General features: G+C 68.4%; 17 protein-coding genes. 8 read left to right on the top strand and 9 right to left on the bottom strand.

The features are described 5' to 3' along the window. Positions 1–104: 104 nt before the first annotated feature. From UAA55_RS30830 to ccmA, 3 genes are all read right to left on the bottom strand, one after another. Positions 105–821, bottom strand: a complete 717-nt coding sequence (locus UAA55_RS30830) for a heme ABC transporter permease (RefSeq protein WP_322957657.1) — start codon at positions 819–821, stop codon at positions 105–107. 93 nt (positions 822–914) lie between these two features. Continuing rightward, complete coding sequence (ccmB, locus tag UAA55_RS30825; RefSeq protein ID WP_322957656.1) at positions 915–1,571, bottom strand: heme exporter protein CcmB; 657 nt, start codon at positions 1,569–1,571, stop codon at positions 915–917. Beyond that, positions 1,571–2,230: a heme ABC exporter ATP-binding protein CcmA gene (ccmA, locus tag UAA55_RS30820; RefSeq protein ID WP_322957655.1), complete on the bottom strand. Its 660-nt coding sequence runs from the start codon at positions 2,228–2,230 to the stop codon at positions 1,571–1,573. The genes ccmB and ccmA overlap by 1 nt, the downstream gene beginning before the upstream one ends. A 964-nt stretch (positions 2,231–3,194) precedes the next feature. Between ccmA and UAA55_RS30815 the strand changes: the two genes are divergently transcribed. Further along, the gene (locus UAA55_RS30815) at positions 3,195–4,325 is read left to right on the top strand and encodes a type III PLP-dependent enzyme (RefSeq protein WP_322957654.1); all 1,131 of its coding nucleotides are present in this window, start codon (positions 3,195–3,197) and stop codon (positions 4,323–4,325) included. 120 nt (positions 4,326–4,445) lie between these two features. Here the strand turns inward: UAA55_RS30815 and UAA55_RS30810 are convergent, their stop codons facing one another. After that, a complete protein-coding gene (locus UAA55_RS30810) occupies positions 4,446–6,833 on the bottom strand; it encodes a GAF domain-containing sensor histidine kinase (protein ID WP_322957653.1) in 2,388 nt (795 codons plus the stop codon). Positions 6,834–7,133: 300 nt separating this feature from the next. Between UAA55_RS30810 and UAA55_RS30805 the strand changes: the two genes are divergently transcribed. Next, entirely contained in the window at positions 7,134–8,228 is a 1,095-nt protein-coding gene (locus UAA55_RS30805) for a hypothetical protein (RefSeq protein WP_322957652.1), read from the top strand. Between the two features lie 14 nt (positions 8,229–8,242). On the opposite strand, the gene UAA55_RS30800 is transcribed toward UAA55_RS30805, so the two are convergent. Both UAA55_RS30800 and UAA55_RS30795 read right to left on the bottom strand, forming a co-directional pair. After that, positions 8,243–8,896 carry an exopolysaccharide biosynthesis protein gene (locus tag UAA55_RS30800; protein ID WP_322957651.1) on the bottom strand — a complete coding sequence of 218 codons (654 nt, stop codon included), beginning with the start codon at positions 8,894–8,896 and terminating at the stop codon, positions 8,243–8,245. 84 nt (positions 8,897–8,980) lie between these two features. Beyond that, positions 8,981–9,499: an isoprenylcysteine carboxyl methyltransferase family protein gene (locus UAA55_RS30795; protein WP_322957650.1), complete on the bottom strand. Its 519-nt coding sequence runs from the start codon at positions 9,497–9,499 to the stop codon at positions 8,981–8,983. 135 nt (positions 9,500–9,634) lie between these two features. Between UAA55_RS30795 and UAA55_RS30790 the strand changes: the two genes are divergently transcribed. The 6 genes from UAA55_RS30790 to UAA55_RS30765 all read left to right on the top strand — a co-directional run bounded on the left by UAA55_RS30790 (position 9,635) and on the right by UAA55_RS30765 (position 15,053). Further along, positions 9,635–10,564 (top strand): LysR family transcriptional regulator, encoded by a 930-nt coding sequence (locus UAA55_RS30790; protein WP_322957649.1) that lies wholly within the window; start codon positions 9,635–9,637, stop codon positions 10,562–10,564. A 149-nt stretch (positions 10,565–10,713) separates the two neighbouring features. Further along, complete coding sequence (locus UAA55_RS30785) at positions 10,714–11,427, top strand: SDR family NAD(P)-dependent oxidoreductase (protein WP_322957648.1); 714 nt, start codon at positions 10,714–10,716, stop codon at positions 11,425–11,427. A gap of 37 nt (positions 11,428–11,464) precedes the next feature. Further along, positions 11,465–11,698, top strand: a complete 234-nt coding sequence (locus tag UAA55_RS30780) for a tautomerase family protein (protein WP_145619867.1) — start codon at positions 11,465–11,467, stop codon at positions 11,696–11,698. 102 nt (positions 11,699–11,800) lie between these two features. Further along, a complete protein-coding gene (locus tag UAA55_RS30775) occupies positions 11,801–12,886 on the top strand; it encodes an NAD(P)H-dependent flavin oxidoreductase (RefSeq protein ID WP_322957645.1) in 1,086 nt (361 codons plus the stop codon). Positions 12,887–13,110: 224 nt separating this feature from the next. After that, on the top strand, positions 13,111–13,527 hold the full coding sequence (locus tag UAA55_RS30770; protein WP_322957643.1) for an organic hydroperoxide resistance protein: 417 nt from the start codon (positions 13,111–13,113) through the stop codon (positions 13,525–13,527). A 410-nt stretch (positions 13,528–13,937) separates the two neighbouring features. Next, positions 13,938–15,053 (top strand): Fic family protein, encoded by a 1,116-nt coding sequence (locus UAA55_RS30765; RefSeq protein WP_322957642.1) that lies wholly within the window; start codon positions 13,938–13,940, stop codon positions 15,051–15,053. 160 nt (positions 15,054–15,213) lie between these two features. Here UAA55_RS30765 and gyrB read toward each other — a convergent pair whose 3' ends face one another. The 3 genes from gyrB to dnaN form a co-directional block, all read right to left on the bottom strand. Beyond that, on the bottom strand, positions 15,214–17,736 hold the full coding sequence (gyrB, locus tag UAA55_RS30760; RefSeq protein WP_322957640.1) for a DNA topoisomerase (ATP-hydrolyzing) subunit B: 2,523 nt from the start codon (positions 17,734–17,736) through the stop codon (positions 15,214–15,216). Between the two features lie 101 nt (positions 17,737–17,837). Continuing rightward, entirely contained in the window at positions 17,838–18,989 is a 1,152-nt protein-coding gene (gene recF / locus UAA55_RS30755; protein ID WP_322957806.1) for a DNA replication/repair protein RecF, read from the bottom strand. Between the two features lie 138 nt (positions 18,990–19,127). Continuing rightward, positions 19,128–20,252 (bottom strand): DNA polymerase III subunit beta, encoded by a 1,125-nt coding sequence (dnaN, locus tag UAA55_RS30750; RefSeq protein ID WP_322957639.1) that lies wholly within the window; start codon positions 20,250–20,252, stop codon positions 19,128–19,130. Between the last annotated feature and the right edge of the window lie 10 nt (positions 20,253–20,262).

The following is a 20,262-nucleotide window of genomic DNA, read 5'->3' as shown; positions in this document are numbered from 1 at the left end:
GAAGGACCGCGAAGTTGGCACGACCATTACGTTATCACGCCACCGGAATGACCGCCTTCGGTCTTCTTGTCCCATCGGCCCCAACCCATCGCCCAACCGCCGGTTCAGTTGGCCTGGCCCAGGCGCAGGGTCTGCACCCGGCGGGCGGCCAGGCCGGCGCGGATGCGCAAGATGACCACGGCGAAAAAATAGCTCTGGAAGGCCACTGCCATTAGCAGCAGGGGCCACAGCATGCTGGCGGCGATGGTGGGCCCGCCCAGGCGGAACACGCTGGCCGGCTGGTGCAGGGTATTCCACCACTCCACCGAGAACTTGATGATGGGCACGTTCACGGCGCCCACCAGCAGCAGGATGTTGCCGGCCTTGTTCCCCCGCGCCGGATCGTCGAAGGCATCCACCAGGGCCATGTAGCCGAGGTAGAGGAAGAACAGCACCAGCACGCTGGTCAGCCGCGCGTCCCACACCCACCAGGTGCCCCACATGGGCGCCCCCCATAGGGATCCTGTCAGCAGGCATAGGGCGGTGAAGCCGGCGCCCAGGGGCGCGGCCGCCTTGGCGTAGACCTCGGCCAGCGGATGCTTCCACACCAGCGCGGCGGCGGCGGCCACGGCCATGGTGCTGTAGGTGAACATGCTCATCCACGCGGCGGGCACGTGGATGTACATGATGCGCACGGTATCGCCCTGCTGATAATCCGGCGGCGACGCGAAAAGGCCCAGATACAGCCCGGCCGCGAAACAGACCGCCGACAGACCCACCGCCCACGGCAGCACGGCGTTGGCGATCCTCAGGAAGCGGGCGGGGTTGGCGAAGCGATGCATGGCCCCCGTTATGTATCACGCCCTCCGGCCTTTGCCATCGGGATACACCGTAAATTGATATGGATCAGGCCTAATAGTTTAGGAAGGGAAAGGTTATTCGTGCGCCGCCCGCAGCGCGGCCGCGATGGCCAGCGGGGCCAGCACCAGGGCGCCGCACAGCATGCCGCCCAGCAGCAGCAGGTGCGGCCGGGGGGACAGGCCGGACAGGCCGGCGTCCAGGCCGGCGGCGGCGAAGATCAGCACGGGGATGTAGAGCGGCAACACCAGCAGGGGCAGCAGCACGCCGCTGCGCCGGGCGCCTAGGGTCAGGGCGGCCCCCACCGCGCCGATGAGGCTGAGCAGCGGCGTCGCCAGGGCCAGCGTGCCCACCAGCAGGCCCAGCTGGTCCACCGGCATGCGCAGCAGCAGGGCCAGCAGGGGCGCCGCGATCATCAGGGGCACACCCGTCACCAGCCAGTGGGCCGCCACCTTGGCGATGGCCAGCCCCTCCGCCGGCAGGGGCGAGAGCAGCAGCAGTTCCAGGCTGCCGTCCTCGAAATCACCCTGGAACAGCCGCTCCATGGACAACAGCGCCGCCAGCAGGGCCGCGATCAACAACACCCCGGGGGCGATGCGGGTCAGCACATTGGGCTCAGGCCCCACGCCGAAGGGGAACAGCACCACGCACAGCACGAAGAACATCAGGGCGGCGGTGGCGTCGCTGCCCTGGCGCAGCACCAGGCGCAGGTCACGCAGGATGAGGCGCAGCATCAGGCGGCGTCCTCCGTCCCGTCCTGATCGTCCTCGACCGGCGCGAAGGCCGCCAGGTCCAGGACCTCGCCCCCCGGAGTCGCCAGGTCGATATGGGTGGACAGCACCACCCGGCCGCCGCCGGCGCGATGACGGGCGACCGCACCCTCCAGCAGGGCGACGGAGGCGCGGTCCAGGCCCACGGTGGGCTCATCCAGCAGCCACAGGGGCGCCGGCGCGGCCACCAGGCGGGCCAGAGACAGGCGCCGGCGCTGCCCCGCCGACAGGAAACGGCCGGGCACATCGGCGATCGTGTCGATGGCGAAGGCCGCCAGGGCCGCGTCCACCCCGCCGGCACCGCGCAAGCCGGCCCAGAAGGCCAGAATTTCGCGGCAGGTGAAGCTGGCCTTCACCGCGTCCAGGTGGCCGACATAGTGCAGGCGGGCCCGGTGCGCCTCCGGATCCTGGCCCAAGGCCATGCCATCCCAGGCGATGGTGCCGCGGAAGGGCTTCAGCAAACCGGCCATCAGGCGCAGCAGGGTCGACTTGCCGCTGCCGTTGGGTCCCACCAGGGTCAGGCAGCCGCCGGCCGCCAGCTGGAAGTCCAGGTCCTGGAACACCAGGCGCCCGCCGCGCAGGCACAGCAGGTCGCGGCCGGTGAAAAGCTGAGATGAGGTCATGGGCCCTGGGCGCCGGAGTCGAAGGGGCCCCGACTATAGGCCGGCGGCGGCGGTCCAACAAAGCGCTGGATCAATACCCGCCGGTGTGAGGCACGAGAGTCGCCAAACCTTCGTGGGGCGCTAAACGGAGCGCGGCGACAAGCCCGGCGGGCGGATGCCCGCGCCCGGCGCCCGAGGGAACATGCGATGAGGGAACCGATAAAAAGAAAACGGCCACCGCGGGGGGCAGGTGCGGTGGCCGTTTGGTAGACCAGCCGGGGCAGGCTGGAGAGGACACCTCCGGTAGGCCGGTCGGGGGAGACCGGGCGGGAGTGCTTCCGACCCCGGCAGGGGATCATGTCGCGTCGTCCTCTATGCGCATAAGGCCAGCGCGACATGGCCAATTTGGGCCGCAAAAGTGGCGAAATTGAGATTTGTGCCCAGGCCGGCACCCAGACTGGAACCCACAGAGCGCCAAGCGGAATTAGAGGTCAAAGCCATGCGGTGCGGGAGATTCGGCCATGAAGTCGCAGGGGCGACGTTCACCAAAAAAAATCGCTGTGCAACCCCGGCTTTCCATCTTATATAGCGCTCAGTCGCAGCGCACGTGCCTATGGCCCCGGGCGGAATGGTTCCACCCGAGGGTTATGCAACGACGTAACGCGTATCCTCGTCCGTCCCTTAAGCAAGGCGGCGAATTGGAGGCTACGATGGTTGATGTTGTTGTCGGTGGGCATGCGCCCGCCTTTCCTCGATCCCCCGCCCCCACTCTGATGCAGAGTCGGATGGGCCATGATCAGGCGGTCTGCAGTCAGACCGGGCCGGTGGTTTGCGCGCTTCTGGCGCCGCCTGGGCATATCTCCAGTATCTGACCCGTTCGGGCCGGCCGCTTTATTGGCACGCTTGAACGGACCCGGGCCATTGCCCGGTTAAGCCCCCATTCCCGATCCATCCCCTGATATGCCTTTTGGCCTCGGAGTCATCGATGACCGAGAAGATCGCTCGTTTTTTCGCTGAGAACACGCCCGCCACGCCCTGCCTGGTGGTCGACCTGGACGTCGTCGCCAACAACTACGCCAACCTGCACGACGCCCTGCCCGAGGCCCGGATCTTCTACGCCGTGAAGGCCAACCCGGCGCCGGAAATCCTGAAGCTGCTGGTCGAGCGGGGGTCGTGCTTCGACACCGCCAGCATCCCGGAAATCCAGTACTGCCTGACCGCCGGCGCCACCGCCGACCGCATCAGCTTCGGCAACACCATCAAGAAGGCGTCGGACATCGCCCGCGCCCATGCCCTGGGCATCAGCCTGTTCGCCTTCGACAGCATGGAAGAGCTGGAGAAGATCGCGGAGCATGCCCCCGGTGCCCGCGTCTTCTGCCGCATCCTGACCTCGGGCGAGGGTGCCGACTGGCCTCTGTCGCGCAAGTTCGGCTGCGAGCCTGAGATGGCGACGGAGCTGCTGCTGGCCGCCTCAACCATGAACGTCGTGCCCTACGGCGTGTCCTTCCACGTCGGCTCGCAGCAGCGCGACCTAACCCAGTGGGACAAGGCCCTGGCCCAGACCGCCGAGATCTTCCATGCGTTGGAAGACAAGGGCGTGATGCTGCGCATGGTGAACCTGGGCGGCGGCTTCGCCACCCGCTACCTGAAGGACATCCCCAGCGAGGGCGAGTATGGCAACGCCATCGAGGCCTCGTTGCGCAAGCACTTCGGCAACCGCCTGCCCGAAACCATCATCGAGCCGGGCCGCAGCATGGTGGGCAACGCCGGTGTGATCCGGTCGGAAGTGGTGCTGATCTCGCGCAAGTCGCACCGTGACGAGCGCCGCTGGGTCTACCTGGACATCGGCAAGTTCGGCGGCCTGGCCGAAACCATGGACGAGGCCATCAAGTACAAGATCCAGACGCCCCATGACGGCGGCGCCGCCGAGCCCGTCATCCTGGCCGGCCCCACCTGCGACAGCGCCGACGTACTGTACGAGAAGGCGGAATACCGCCTGCCGGTGGATTTGCGAATCGGCGACAAGATCGACATCCTGGCGACCGGCGCCTACACCACCACCTACTCGGCGGTGAACTTCAACGGCTTCTCGCCGTTGGCCTCCTACTACATCTAAGGTTCTTCGAGACCTGGTCCGTCGCGGAAGCGACGGGGGAAAGGCCCGGAAGCCCTGCGCTCCCGGGCCTTTTCGTTTGACCTTCCCTCGATCATCGGGCGCCGGCGGCCGCGTAATCCCTTACGCGCCCTTGTCCCCCAACGCCGCCGCCATCACGCCGGGCGGCAAGCTGGGACGGCCGTCCTCGCCGGCGCCGCCCGTCAGCAGACGCTGGCTGGGCAGGATGAGGGAGACGGTGGTGCCCTGACCCAGTTGCGAGACGATGTCCAGCCGGCCGCCGTGCAGTTCGGCCAAGCCCTTGGACAGCGACAGGCCCAGGCCCGTGCCCTGGGTGGTGCGGGCGTAGACGTTGTCGATCTGCTGGAAGGGCACGAAGACCTTGGACAGATCCTCCGCCGCGATGCCGATGCCGGTGTCGGTGACGGCGATGACCAGTTGCGCCTCGGGATTGATGGTGGCGGTCAGCGACACCGTGCCGCCCGGATCCGTGAACTTCACGGCGTTGGACAAGAGGTTCAGCAGGATCTGCTTGATCTTCACGTCGTCGGCCAGCAGCGGCGGCAAGCCGGGCGCCATGGCGATCACCAGGTCGATGCGCTTTTCCATGGCGCGCGCGCGGGCGATGCGTTCACACCCCGCCACCAGGGCACCGACGTCGCACACCCGCTCACGCAGCTCGACTTTCCCCGCCTCCATCTTCGAGACGTCCAGGATGTCGTTGATGATGGCCAGCAGATGGCGGCCGCTGGCCACGATGTCGCCGGCATAGCCCGTGTTGGTCGCCTGGGCCGGCACGCGGCGCAGATCGTTCTCCAGCACCTCGGCGAATCCGATGATGGCGTTCAGCGGCGTGCGCAGCTCATGGCTCATATTGGCCAGGAATTCGGTCTTGGTGCGGTTGCCCAGCTCGGCGGCGGCCTTGGCCCGCTCTACCTCTTCCGCCGCCCGCTCGGCCGAGATGGCGACGGTGGCCAGCCGGCTGGCCCGGCGCGCCAGATCCAGCATCCAGCCCTCGGGTGAGCGCGGTGTGCGGAAATAGACGGCGAAGGCGCCCAAGGGATTGCCGTCGCCGGCCAGGATGGGCAGGGACCAGCAGGCGGCCACGCCGGCCTCCGCCGCCGCCTGGCGGAAGTCCCGCCACAGCGGGTCGCTGGCGATGTCGGTGACGATCACCGGCTCCCCCCGGTGGATGGCCGTGCCGCAGGACCCCACGGACGGCCCCACCGCCACCCCATCCACGGCGCGGATGAAGGCCGCCGGCAGGCTGGGCGCGGCACCGGTGTGGATGTGGCGCCGCTCAGCATCCACCAGCACGATGGAGCACAACCCGCCCTCCAACTCCGCCTCCATGCCGGAGCACAGGGCCGACAGCACCGCCGACAGCGGTGCCCGGCCGGCCGTCATGCCCAGCACCTTGCGCTCCACCGTCAGCAGGCGCTCCGCCCGCTCCCGCCGCTGCGTCTCGCGTTCAATGCGGCGCGCATGGGACCAGTAGAGGGCCAAGGCCGAATGCAGCTCCGCCACCAGCGGGTCGCGCCCCAGGCGCGGCAGCAGGGCGGGCGCCTGGGCCACCTGCCCCTCCGCCAGGTCGCGCATCAATCGGGCGGTGCGCGACACGGCGAGGAATACGCCCCGGCGCAAGGTCACCAGGATGGCCAGCGTCAGCAGGGCCGCCAGCGTCAAGGGCGCCCCGGCCTTGACCGCCGCCCAGCCGGCGGTGGGGACGGGCACCGCCGCCCAGTGGTCCAGCGCCCGATCGGCCACGGCACCGATGTCGGCCAGCGCCGCCAGCACCTCATCCGCCCCGCGCCGCCCCTTCAGCGCGGCGGTGAAGCGCCCCGTGGCGGCGGCCAGGGCGCCGTCCGGCCGGGATGGGGCGGACCAATCCAGTAGCGGGGCCGCCACGGCGGAGGGCGGTTGCGTCAGCGCGTCCACCCAGGCCAGGTCGGCGTCGCGGCGGGCCAACAGCGCATCGCCGGCCAGGACCGCGTCGGCGCTGGGAAAGGCGGCGGCCGCTGCGGCCACCACCTCACGCCCCAGGCGGCTTTCGGCTGTCGCCAGCGCCCCTTCCCCCGCCAGCCAGTTGCGCAGCAGGGGCGGGTCGCGGGTGTCGTGGGCCTGGTGCAGCGCCTGGTCCACCGCGCGGCGCAGGCCCGCCAGTTCCTGCCGCACGCCGGCCAGCCGCTGACGCGCGTTATCCAGCGCGGGATTGGCGGGAAGCGCCTCCAGCGCCGTGTCCAGCGCCTGGTCCGCCTGCCGCCGCTTCTCCACCAGGTCATCCGCCGAGGCGGCGGCGGGGGGGCTGGCCGCCTGCAAGGCCATGAATGACGCCGTCCATTGCGCCGACTGGGCATCCAGCGCGCCAGCCAGCCCCCGGGCGGCCAGCACCAGGGCATGGGCGTCCCGGGCGTCACGCGCCTGGATCCAGGCTGTCCGCATGTCCGTGGCCGCCAAGCCCAGCTGCAGGACCGCCAGGCCGGCGAGGGCGCCCATCACCGCCTGGCGCATGGTGCCGACCCGGCCATACTGTTCACGTAGCAGCTCATTGGAGAAATGATCCCAAGGCCCGCACCTTGTGCATGTGGGTTACTGTATGCGAGGCCAAGGTCCCCGCGCAAATATCCAGGGGGGTGGGGTGCCGCTCGTGTCACAACCCAGGCCGACACAGGGCGGGCATGTCCGGGGAGTCCCCCAAATCCTTGTGAGGGCGCCCTTGACCACACCCGCCGTCGTCTATACCTGACGCAAGATCGAGGCGGCCGCCACAGGGCGCCATTGCCGCTACCCTGCTGCCCCGGACCCACCCCGTTGACGTCTTCACCCGCCCCTTCCGACAGCGAGGCCGCCGCTCCTGAGGAATTCCCGCCCACGATCGCGGCGCCGGGCGACGACGGCCTGTTCGCGGACGACGACCGCGACGCGCTGCACATCCTGCCGCTGGGCATGATCCCGGTGCAGACGCCGGGCCTGAAACGGGCGCGGCTGATCAAGAATGCGCGGCTGGAAACGGTGGTGGAGGTGTTCCAGGACCGGTCGGCCGGCAGCGGCCAGGTGAATCCGGAACACCTGGCCACCATGTACCCGTCGCACGCCAAGGAAATGCGCACCGACATGGCGCAGATCCACCGGCTGACCCAACTGAACAGCTATGACGTCTATAGCCTGCGCATCGAGCTGCGCCGCCTGGGCATCCCGGTGGAGGACGTGAACTACCTGCGCCTGTCCGCCGGCAAGCGGCTGGAACTGACCTCCTACATGCGCGACTTCACCCTGCCCCTGATCCAGCAGGTCTATGGGTCGGAGCAGCGGCCCATCAACGACATCGCCGACCTGTTCCAGCTGCTGGCCAATCCCGACCGGGAAGAGGCGCTGCGCAACCTGACCCTGTTGTCGCAGAAGCTGAACGTGCAGCTGCAGGACATTCCCAACTTCCTGGAGGAATACGGCGATGTCTTCCTGTCGCTGGCCTACTTCCGCAGCTGCCTGGACGGCCTGGTGCCGGAGGTGCAGCGTTTCATGGGTTGGGTGAACGAGGCCACCAAGAGCGAGATGATCACCCGCGACCGCCTGCTGATGAAGATGATCGGCGACGTCATGCGCATGCTGACGGGCATCACCACCTCCATCACCGGGCGGTTCGAGGCGTTTGACCGGCGCAGCAAGGATTTCTGGCACAACATCAACGCCGACAGCTTCCGCTCCGTCCGTGCCCAGTTGTCCGCCCACCATGTCACCATCGGCGGCGTGCTGTGCGGCCTGGCGGTCAAGATGGCCCTGTGGAAAGCCCGCTTTCCCCATGGCGGCGGCGGACCCATGAAGCGGGTGGAATTCGTGCGCTCGGAAATCCTGCCCGGCCTGGACCATATCAACCGTATCGAGAAGTCGGCCGCCGGCACGCACTGAAGCAGGCGTCGGCCCTACAGCCCCAGCGTATGTTCCAGCAGGAACAGCCCGCTTTTCAGCAGGGCCACCAGCACGCCCCAGACGACGGCCACGGACGTCACCGCCGTGCCCAGGCCCAGCAACACCCACACCCCGTCCCGTTCCAGCACCCCCAAGGCCACCAGGCTGATGGCCACGGCCGGCAGCATGTTGCCGAGCGGTATGGGCAGGAACAGGATCAGCGCCAGCAGGAAGCAGACCAGCCCCACCGCGTGTTCCACCGGCGGGCGGGCCACCACGCCCAGGCGGGGCTTCAGCATGCGTTCCGCCTTGGCCAGCCAGGGCGAAACCTTGGCCATCATGGCGGCGAAGTCCTTGCGCGCCAGCGACCGGCTGGAAATGAAGCGGGGCAGCCAGGGCTTGCGCCCCAGGGCGAGCTGCGCCGTCAGGAACACCAGCGGCAGGCCCAGCACGGCGGAGGTGCCGGGCGGCATGGGCAGGGCGTTGGGCACGGCGAAGACGAAGATCAGCGCCCCCACCGCGCGGTCGCTGAGCGCCGTCAGCAGGTCGCCGATGGCCACCCGCTCCCTGGTCTCATCCGCCGCCAGGGCCTGGAGGATGTCGGAAACCTTGTGGGGCCGGGGGATCGCGGCGGCAGCGTGACTGTCAGTGGCCTCACCCGCGGTCATGCTGTCCCTCTGATCCCGTCCCCAATGATCTTGCGCCCATTGAGGTGGGGTCGACGGCCCCCCGGGTCCAGCGATTTTTCCCAATCAATAGGCGGCGAAGGTCTCGCGCATGGCCCGTTCCTCCTGCCGGATGCGGATGGTCAGGGGCACGAGATAGACGACCAGGCCGGCGATCAGGGTGCAGTATGCGTGCAGCGTCAGGGCGAAGCCCACCAGTTCCGGCAGGATGTTCAGGAAGTAGTTGGGGTGTCGCACCAGGCGGAACAGCGGGTGGGTCACCAGCCGGTGGTCGCGCGCGATCAGCAACTTCACCGTCCACAGCCGGCCCAGCAGCCGCACCACCACCAGCAGCATGGCGGCACCGAACAGGTAGATGGCGAAGCCGAAGCCGCTGACGGCGTCGACGGGCGCGGCGCGCACCAGCCCCTCCACCGTGGCCGACAGATAGAAGGCGATGTGGGCGATGGTCAGCGCCAGGGTGTTGCGGGCGCCATGCTCCACCGCGCCACCGGCGCGCAGCGCCTTCTCATGCCGGATGGAGACGGCCAGCATGGCGAAACGGTAGGCGAAGGCCAGGACGATGAACAGGATCAGGGTGGTCACGGCGGCACGGTGCTCCAAGAGACGAAAGCGTCGGGCGCATCCATAGCATAAGCGCCCCGGACGATGCCCCATTCCAACCGTTGCGTTCCGGCCCTATCGTGGGGCCAACCCCACCCGCCTGCCAGAGCCCTGCCCATGGACCGTATCGACGCGATGAGGGTGTTCGTGGCCGCCGTGGATGAGGGCAGCCTGGCCGGCGCCGCCCGCCGCATGCGCCGCTCGGCCGCGGCCGTCAGCCGGGCCATCGCCTTCCTGGAGGGGCATGTGGGCACGGCCCTGCTGCACCGGACCACCCGCTCCCTGCATCTGAGCGAGGCGGGGGAGCGGTATGCCAACGCCTGCCGCCGCGTGCTGGCCGAACTGGATGAGGCCGACATGCTGGCCGCCGGCGAACGCTCGGCCCCGCGCGGCCTGCTGACCGTCACCGCTCCGGTGGCGGCGGGGGAGACCGTGCTGGGCCCCATCCTGTCGGGCTTCATGGACGCCTATCCCGAGGTATCCGTCCGCCTGAACATGATCGACCACCCGGTCAGCCTGATCGATGAGGGTATGGACTTGGCCCTGCGCATCTCCCACCTGGCGGACTCGGCGCTGGTCGCCACCCGGGTGGGGGAGGTGCGGCGGGTGGTGGCGGCCTCGCCCAGCTACCTGGAAAGCCATCCGGCCATCGAACAGCCGTCGGACCTGGCCCGCCACGCCATCGTGGCCATGACCCACTTCGGGCTGGAAACGTGGAGCTTCCCGCCGGCGCCCGGGTCGGCGGTGCCCCGCACCGTCAGCTTCACCCCCCGCCTGGTGGTCAACACCATTCGCGCGGCGGCCACGGCGGCGGTGGAGGGCCGGGGCGTGACCCGCCTGTTCTCCTACCACATCGCGGCGGAGCTGGCGGCCGGCAGCCTGAAAGTCATCCTGGACCGGGATGAGCATGAACCGGTGCCGGTGCACCTGATCGCGCCGCCGGGGCGCCTGTCCGTGCCCAAGGTGCGCGCCTTCGTCGATTATGCCGTGCCGCGCCTGCGGGCCCATTTCGCCCAACTGTGCCCGCCGCCTCTCAAGTCCTTTTAAACACGTCACTCTTCCTCGCGGCGCAAGAATGTCTGCCGCCGGCCGGGCGTTCACCCGCAACCCGGCGGGGCGCATCTTTCGGGTCATCCACAGGGCAACGTCGTCGACAGAGACGATCGCCCGTCACCGATCCCGAAGGAGTTCCCGTCATGAGCACCACTGGAAAAGTCGCCATCGTCACCGGCGCCTCGCAGGGCATCGGCGCCGCCACCGTCGCCGGCCTCATCGCCCAGGGCTACCGTGTCGTCGCCACCTCGCGCACCATCCAGCCCTCGCAGAATCCGAACGTGGCCACCGTGGCCGGCGACATCGGCAGCCGCGAAACGGCGGAACACGTGGTCGCCACGGCGCTGGAGCGCTTCGGCCGCATCGACAGCCTGGTCAACAACGCCGGCATCTTCATCGCCAAGCCCTACACCGACTACACGGACGAGGACTACGCCCGCGTCCTGTCCACCAACCTGAACGGCTTCCACCACATCACCCAGCTGGTCATCGCCCAGCTGCTGAGGCAAGGCAACGGCGGCCATGTGGTGCAGGTCACCACCAGCTTGGTGGACCACGCCAATTCCGGCGTCCCCTCGGTCCTGGCCTCGCTGACCAAGGGCGGGCTGAACGCCGCCACCAAATCGCTGGCCATCGAGTTCGCCAGCCGGGGCATTCGCGTCAACGCCGTTTCCCCTGGCATCATCAAGACCCCGATGCACGACCCGTCCACCCACGAGTGGCTGGGCCAGCAGCATCCGGTGGGCCGCATGGGAGAGATGGCCGACATCGTGAACGCCATCCTCTACCTGGATAACGCCCCCTTCGTGACGGGCGAGATCCTGCACGTCGACGGCGGCCAAAGCGCCGGTCACTAACCCCGAACACCGAATACTCAAAGGTGGGAGAGCCGTCATGCCTGTCGTCACCATCCAGATCACCCGCGAAGGCACCACGCCCGGCGCCGACGCCACCACGGCGGAACAGAAGGCCGCCCTGATCAAGGGCGCCAGCGAGCTGATGCTGCAGGTCCTGGGCAAGCCGCTGGACAGCACCTTCGTCGTCATCGAGGAGGTGCCGCTGGAAAACTGGGGCTGGGGCGGCCTGCCGGTGCCGGAGTACCGGCGGCGCAAGGCGGCCATTGCCTGATCCCATGACCTGACACGATAACCGGGAATGCCAAATGAGGTATTCCTGGTATATCTTTTCCCCCGACCGCTTTTCCTCAGCCGTTCCGGATAGGAGACATCCATGTCCACCCCCGCCGCCGCAGGCCGCCTGCTGGACCTGCTGAAGATCGACATCCCCCTCATCCAGGCCCCGATGGCCGGCGTCTCCACACCCGTCATGGCGGCGGCGGTGTCGGGGGCGGGCGCCTTGGGGTCCCTGGGCCTGGGCGCCAGCACGCCCGACCAGGCCCGCGCCATGATCCGCGCGGTGCGGGAGCGGACCAGCCGTCCCTTCGGCGTCAACCTGTTCGTCCACCAGCCGGCCCAGCGCGACGCCGCGCGCGAGGCCGCCTGGATCGACCGTCTGCGGCCGCTGTTCGACCGGTTCGGCGCCACGCCGCCGGCCGAACTGCGGGAGATCTATCCCGCCTTCCGCACCGATGACGCCATGCTGGCCATGCTGCTGGAGGAACGGCCGGCCGTGGTCAGCTTCCATTTCGGCCTGCCGAACTCCGGCCGCGTCCGCGCCCTGCGCGCCGCCGGCATCACCCTGGTCGCCAGCGCCACCAGCCTGGATGAGGCGCGCCAGGCGGTGGCGGCCGGCATGGACGCGGTGGTGGCCCAGGGCTATGAGGCCGGTGGCCATCGCGGTGTGTTCGATCCGGACGTTCCGGACGACCGGCTGGGCACCCTGGCCCTCACCCGCCTGCTGGCGCGCGACCTGGCCGTGCCGGTCATCGCCGCCGGCGGCATCATGGACGGCGCCGGCATCGCCGCCGTCCTGGCCCTGGGTGCCGGCGCGGCGCAGTTGGGCACCGCCTTCGTCGGCGCCGACGAATCGGCGGCCGACGCCGGCTATCGCGCCGCGTTGAAGGGCGCGGCGGCTCACCACACCACCATGACCCGCGCCATTTCCGGCCGGCCAGCGCGCAGCCTGGCCAACGCCTTCACGCGCCTCGGCGACAGCCTGCCGCCGGACGCGGTGCCGGCCTACCCGGTGACCTACGACGCCGGCAAGGCCCTGAACGCCGCCGCCAAGGCCGCCGGCGACACCGGCTATGGCGCGCAGTGGGCCGGCCAGGGTGCCCCGCTGGCCCGCTTCCTGCCAGCGGCCCAGATCGTCGCCGAACTGGCGGCGGAACTGGCCTACGCCCGCCGCCACGGCTGAGGCCCCGCCCCCGCCGTCCTCACGGCTCCGATCAACGCCCCCTCGGACCGGGCCAAGGCTCGCATCCAAGGGGGCTTTCTTTTCCAAAGAAAAATCGTACGCGATCTAATCGGATATGTTGACAACAGGCGCCGCCCGAGCCATTTTCCGATCATCCGATTAGATCGGACACGATTTAAATATCCTCCCCGCTTTTCACCCCCATCCCTGAAGGAATCCAGACCATGAGCCAGATCGACACCGTCCTGTACACCGGCAAGACCCATACCCAGGGCGGCCGCAACGGCCATGCCCGCAGCAGCGACGGCCAGTTGGACGTCACCCTGTCGCCCCCGGGTTCCGGCCGCCCCGGCACCAACCCGGAACAGCTGTTCGCCGCCGGCTGGTCCGCCTGCTTCATCGGCGCCATGAACCGCGCCGCCCAGCTGCTGAAGATTAGCCTGCCGGCCGAGACTGCCGTGGATGCGGAGGTCGACTTGGGCAAGGGCGGCGACGCCTTTTTCCTGCAGGCCCGCCTGACCATCAGCCTGCCCGGCCTGGACCGCGCCGTGGCGAGCCAGGTAATCGAGCAGGCCCATCAGCTCTGCCCTTACTCCAAGGCCACCCGCGGCAACATCGACGTGGAGCTGCAGCTGGCGTGAGGCCTGACCGTGCCAAAGAAAACGCCCCGGGATCCTCATCTCGGGGCGCTTTTACTTTGCACTATTAAGAAGACATCTATGGACTGACTCATGAGGATCGGGTCGGAACCGAACGCTTGCATCGCTCTCGCGGCCGCTCCAGATACCAAGGAATGGGAGCGTCAAGGGCGCCGGCCCTTGACCTGCCGGAGGCGGGGCGACCCTCGGGTCGTCGCTCCTCCATCGACGCACGCACACGATCGGTGGCGCGCCGACTGCGGATTTGATGATCGTCCAATAACAACAAGGCGGTTTGATGTAGGTGAAACCCTATTTCACGATCATCAAATGGTGTAGCTTTCGGCAGACGATCATCAAGGACGGCCTGTGGCTCACGCCCGCTCACCCATGATGGCCTGACGGAGACGCCATTGCCTGTTGCCTACCACGAAGGACGGTTTCCACCTGCGGAGCTTGATCTCCAAACTTTATTCCCGCTGGTTGGTCCCGCCAATGCCGCGATCGCGCGGTATGAGGGCGTGCTCTCCGGCATTCCCAACCCCGACGTCCTGCTGTCCCCGCTGACGGCCCGCGAAGCTGTTCTCTCAAGCAAGATTGAAGGGACGCAGGTGACGCTGGGCGAGGTGCTGGAATTTGAGGCGCAGGGCCATCTGTTCGATGAAAGCACCCCCAAGAAGGCGGACGCACGCGAAGTTCTGAACTACCGTGCCGCCCTGCGTGAAGCGGCGAGCCTGATGTCTCGACTTCCGCTGTCGCAACGGCTCATCAAGGCCACGCATCGCGTGTTGATGGATGGCGTCCGTGGGCGCCACAAGGATCCCGGCGAATACCGCCGCATTCCCAACTGGATAGGCCCAGAGGGCTGCACCATTGAGCAGGCGCGGTTCGTCCCACCAAGTGCTGACAAGATCGAGGGGGCCATGTCAGCGTGGGAGACCTATATTCACGCCGATGCGCCGGATCGACTTGTACAGCTGGCCATTGTTCATGCCGAGTTTGAGTCGATCCATCCGTTTCTCGACGGCAACGGGCGCATAGGCCGCCTCCTCATCCCCCTGTTCCTCTATGCTCATGGGCTGCTGTCGCGGCCCAATTTCTATCTCTCAGAATATCTCGAAGCCAACCGCGATGAATATTACGGCCGGATGCTCGCCGTCTCGCGTGACGGCGACTGGAGTGGCTGGGTGGCTTTCTTCTTGCGCGGCATCATCGCCCAGGCCGAAGGCAACACCCGGAAAGCCCAGGCGATCCTGGCCCTGCATCAGGAAAAGCGCGAATGGGTGGTGGAGATCACCCATTCGCAATATGCGGTGCGGGCTCTCGACTGGATTTTCCAGCGGCCCATATTCCAGACGCCGGATTTCATTGCATCAGCCCAAATTCCACCGCCGACGGCCAGAAAGATCATTCGCGATCTACGCGACAATGGCCTGTTGCGCGCACTGGTACCGGCGGCAGGACGTGCACCGGCCACGTTTGTGTTCTCCCAGCTACTGAACATTGCCGAGGGGCGGGAAGCCTTTTGACCCCGAACGCCTGAAAAGCCCCATCTCCCAGGCTCTGGGAGATGGGGGGTCAGGGGTTCCCGATGCGAACTGACCCATAGTCGTGAGAAAAACCGCCAATTCTCACGCTATGGGTCAAAGATTCTCGTTTTATGGGTCAGCTCACAACAAGGCTACTGGATCACACGTCCAGGTTCGCCACCTTCAGCGCGTTTTCCTGGATGAAGTCGCGGCGGGGTTCGACGATGTCGCCCATGAGGGTGGAGAACACCTCTTCCGCCTCGTCCACGTGGGTGACCTTGACCTGCAGCAGCGAGCGGATCTTGGGGTCCAGCGTGGTTTCCCACAGCTGGTCCGGGTTCATCTCGCCCAGGCCCTTGTAGCGCTGGATGGCCAGGCCCTGGCGGCCCTGTTCCAGCACCGCGTCCATCAGGCCGGTGGGGCCGACGATGGTGCGGGTGGCGCGGCCGCGGTAGGTCAGGGTGGCGGCGTCGGTGAAGACCGTCTTCAGGAAGTCGGCCATGGCGTCCAGGCGCCGCGCCTCCACACTCTTCAGCACGTCGGCGTCCAGGATGTGACGGTGGGTGACGCCGCGGCTGGTGCGGAACAGCATCAGGCCGCCCTCGCGCGCGCGCTCACCCTGCCAGGCGCCCACGCCCACGGTGGCGCCCTCGCCGGCATTGCCGGCCGCCTGCGCGGCCTGGGCCTCGATCCGGTTCACGCGGTCCGCCACCACGCGGGCCAGTTCATCGGCGCGCGCGTCGTCGGTCAGCAGGGTCATGGACAGGGCGCCGGCCACGGCCGCCTGTTCCACCACCGAGGCGTTGCCCACCTTGCGGGTCAGGGCCTGCAGCTGATGGCGGGCGGCGCGGGCCTGCTCCACCACGTCGCGCAGCTCCCCACCCAGGCGCTCGCTGCCCTCCGCGGCCCTGAGGGTCACGTCCTCCAGCCCCTGGCCGATCAGGTAATCGTCCAGCGCCCGGTCGTCCTTCAGATAGCGTTCCTTGGCCGTGCCGCGCTTCACGCGGTACAGCGGCGGCTGAGCGATGTAGAGGTAGCCGCGCTCGATCAGCTCGGGCATCTGGCGATAGAAGAAGGTCAGCAGCAGGGTGCGGATGTGCGCGCCGTCCACGTCGGCGTCGGTCATGATGATGACCTTGTGATAGCGCGCCTTTTCCGCGTTGAACTCCTCACGCCCGATACCGGTGCCCAGCGCGGCGATCAGGGTGCCGATCTCGGCCGAGGACAGCATCTTGTCGAAGCGCGCGCGCTCCACGTTCAGGATCTTGCCGCGCAGGGGCAGGATAGCCTGGAACTGCCGCGAGCGGCCCTGCTTGGCGGAGCCGCCGGCCGAGTCACCCTCGACCAGGAACAGTTCGCTGAGCGCCGGGTCCCGTTCCTGGCAGTCCGCCAGCTTACCGGGCAGCGAGGCCATATCCAAGGCGCCCTTGCGCCGCGTCAGTTCGCGCGCCTTGCGCGCGGCCTCGCGCGCGGCGGCGGCCTCGACCACCTTGCCGATGATGCGCTTGGCGTCGCCCGGATGCTCTTCCAGCCAGGTCGCCAGGGCGTCGGCCACCACCGCCTCCACCACCGGGCGGACTTCGGAGGAGACCAGCTTGTCCTTGGTCTGGCTGGAGAACTTGGGGTCGGGCACCTTCACCGACAGCACGCAGGTCAAGCCCTCGCGCATGTCATCGCCGGAGAGGTTCACCTTCTCCTTCTTCGCGATGCCGCTCTCGTTGGCATAGTTGTTCAGCGTGCGGGTGAGCGCCGCGCGGAAGCCGGCCAGGTGGGTGCCGCCGTCACGCTGCGGGATGTTGTTGGTGAAGCACAGCGTGCTCTCGTGATAGCTGTCGTTCCACTGCAGCGCCACTTCCACGCCGATGGTGCCGCCCAGGTCGCTCTGGCGCTCGGCGCGCAGCGCGATGCCCGGCTTGTGCAGCGGTGTCTTGGACCGGTCCAGCCACTGCACGAAGGCCTCCAGCCCGCCCTCGTAATGCAGCTCGCACGACTTGGGCTCCACGCCTCGCGCGTCGGTCAGGAACAGGGTGACGCCGGAGTTCAGGAAGGCTAGTTCCCGCAGGCGGTGTTCCAGCGTCTGGTAGTCGAATTCGGTCTTGGTGAAGGTGGCCTTGGACGGCAGGAAGGTCACCTCCGTGCCGGACAGGGGACGGCCGTCCGCCTTCAGCGGGGCGACGCCGGTGTTGGCCAGCGGCGCCTGGGCCTCGCCATGGGCGAAGCGCATCTCCCACACCCGGCCCTGGCGCCAGATGCGCAGATCCAGGATTTCCGACAGGGCGTTGACCACGGACACGCCCACACCGTGCAGGCCGCCGGAGACCTTGTAGCTGTTCTGGTCGAACTTACCGCCGGCGTGCAGCTGGGTCATGATGACCTCGGCCGCCGACACGCCTTCCTCCGCATGGATGTCCACGGGGATGCCGCGGCCATCGTCGCGCACGGTGCAGGAGCCGTCCGGATTCAGGATGACGTCCACCCGCGTGCAATAACCGGCCAGCGCCTCGTCGATGGCGTTGTCCACGACCTCGTACACCATGTGGTGCAGGCCGGAACCATCGTCGGTGTCGCCGATGTACATGCCGGGACGCTTGCGCACCGCATCAAGGCCCTTCAGCACTTTGATGGAGCTGGCGCCGTAATCGTCGGCGGCGGAGTTGGGGGTCGTCAGAGCTTCTTGTGCCATGGATACACTCTACCAGATATCGCGTCGCCTAGGGGCAAAACCGTCATTACCAAGGGGGATCGCTGTCCCCCATTCCGCAGACTCTCTAAAGCGCCAGGGGCCTATCCGGCGCCCACCACCACGCCGCCGCCGGTTTCGTCCGGGACTACCCGGACGTGGTTGGCGGCGGTGCCCAGTTCGGCGAAGATGGCGGCGTCCGTGCCCGTCATCCAGGCCTGGGACCCGGTGGCCAGCACCTCCTGGAACAGGGCCGTGCGGCGCCCGGCGTCCAGGTGGGCCGCCACCTCGTCCAGCAGCAGCAGGGGCGGCGCGCCGCCGTCCGCCGCCATCAGCCGGGCGTTGGCCAGCACGATGGCGATCAGCAGGGCCTTCTGCTCCCCCGTCGAGCCCAAATCCGCCGGCATGCCCTTGGCCAGGTAGGTCACGGCCAGGTCGCTGCGGTGCGGCCCGACCGTAGTGGTGCCGGCATGCGCGTCGATGCGCCGCGCCTCCGCCAGGGCCCGGCGCAGCGTGTCCTCCGCCTCCAGCGCCGGCCGGTCGGCCAGCCAGCCGTCCAGGGTTCCGGTCAGCGCCAGGCCGGGCGCCGGGAAGGGCCCCACGCCCCGCCGGCAGGCGGCGGCCAGGCGGGCCGTCACGTCGCGGCGGGCGGCGGCCACGGCGATGCCGCTGGTGGCCATCTGGTCCTCCAGCACCGTCAGCCACGAGGAGTCGCCCCCCTCGCGCAGCAGGCGGATACGCTCGCGCATGGCCTGTTCGAACCGGCTGAGCCGGCCGGCATGCTCGGGATCGAATCCGAACACCAGCCGGTCCAGGAAGCGACGGCGGCCGGCCGCCCCCTCCACGAACAGGCGGTCCATCTGCGGCGTCAGCCAGACGCAGGAAACATACTGGGCCAGCGCCATCTGGCTTTTGGCCGGGCGGCCGTCGATGTGCACCACGCGGCGCTCGCTGCCCGGGGCGCCGTTGGGGTCGCGGCCGGTGCCGATCTCCACCGTGCCCAGGGGCGTTTCCACCTCCGCCGCCACGGCCCAGCCCGGCGTCTCCCAGGTCTCGCCCGGGGCCTGCAGGCGCTCCACGTCCCCCAGCTTGGCGCGGCGCAGGCCGCGGCCGGGGGCGAGGAAGCTGACCGCCTCCAGCAGGTTGGTCTTGCCCGCGCCGTTGGGGCCCGTCAGCGCCACCGGCCGCCGGTCCAGCACCAGGCGGGCCTGGGCGTAGGAACGGAAGCGGGTGACGGTCAGCCGCGTGACGGCCAGCGCCGCGAATGGCGCGGGCGCCGCCCCCCATGCTCAAGAGGGGCGCCCTCCGGCTTCCCCGTCAGGGGCGGCTCTTCTGTGGACATGGCGCCCATATTGGCCAGCAACCGCTACCGCCGCCCCGGGGACCCCAGGACCTCAAACGCGCATCGGCATGAGGACGTAGAGGGCCGAACCGTCGGCCACGTCGCGCACCACGGTGGGCGAGCCGGCGTCGGCCAGGGTGAAGCGCACGCCCTCACCCTCGATCTGCTGGGTGATGTCCAGCAGGTAGCGGCTGTTGAAGCCGATCTCGAGCGCGGTGTTGTCGTAGCTGACCTCGATCTCTTCCGTCGCGGAACCCGCCTCGGGGCTGGAGGCCGACAGGGTCAGGATGCCGCGGTCCAGGCTGAGCTTCACCGCCCGGCTCTTTTCCGTGGAAATGGTGGCGACGCGATCGACGGCGGCGGCGAACTGGCCGGCGTTGACCTCCATCACCTTGTCGTTGCCCGTGGGGATGACGCGCTCATAATCCGGGAAGGTGCCGTCGATCAGCTTGCTGGTCAGCACGATGCTGTCGAAGGCGAAGCGCACCTTGGTGTCGGACAGCTGCACCTCGATACGGTCGGCCGCCTCGTCCAGCAGCTTGCGCACCTCGATCACGGTCTTGCGCGGGATGATGACGCCGGGGATGTCGCCGGCGCCGTCCGGCAGGGGCATCTCCACCCGGGCCAGGCGGTGGCCGTCGGTGGCCACGGCGCGCAGCACGGGAAGCTCCGCCGCGCCCGTCTTCGCCTTGGAGGCGTGCAGGTAGATGCCGTTCAGGTAGTAGCGCGTCTCCTCGGTGGAGATGGCGAACTTGGTGCGGTCCACCAGCATCTTCAGGTCGCTGGCCGACAGGCTGAAACGGTGGCCGGTGTCGCCACCGGCCATGACCGGGAAGTCCTCCACCGGCAGAGCGCCCAGGCGGAACTGCGACCGGCCGGACCGCAGGGTCAGCGTGTCGGCGGTGAAGTCCAGTTCCACCTGGCTGCCATCCGGCAGCTTGCGGGCGATGTCGTACAGGGTGTGGGCGGGGGCCGTGGCGGAACCGGGGCGCGCGATATCGGCCGGCACGGATTCCACGATCTCCAGATCCATGTCGGTGGCGGTCAGCGCCAGCTCACCGTTTTCCGCCTTCAGCAGGACGTTGGACAGGATCGGAATGGTGTTCCGACGCTCCACCACGCTCTGAACATGACCGAGAGACCGGAGCAAAGCCGCGCGTTCGATGGTGATCTTCATGCCGTTCCGC

The organism is Nitrospirillum guanabarense (genome assembly GCF_034653355.1).
In the GTDB taxonomy this organism is placed as follows: domain Bacteria; phylum Pseudomonadota; class Alphaproteobacteria; order Azospirillales; family Azospirillaceae; genus Nitrospirillum.
Note: the sequence above shows the minus strand (reverse complement) of the source record. Positions and strands in the feature narration are given on the sequence as shown.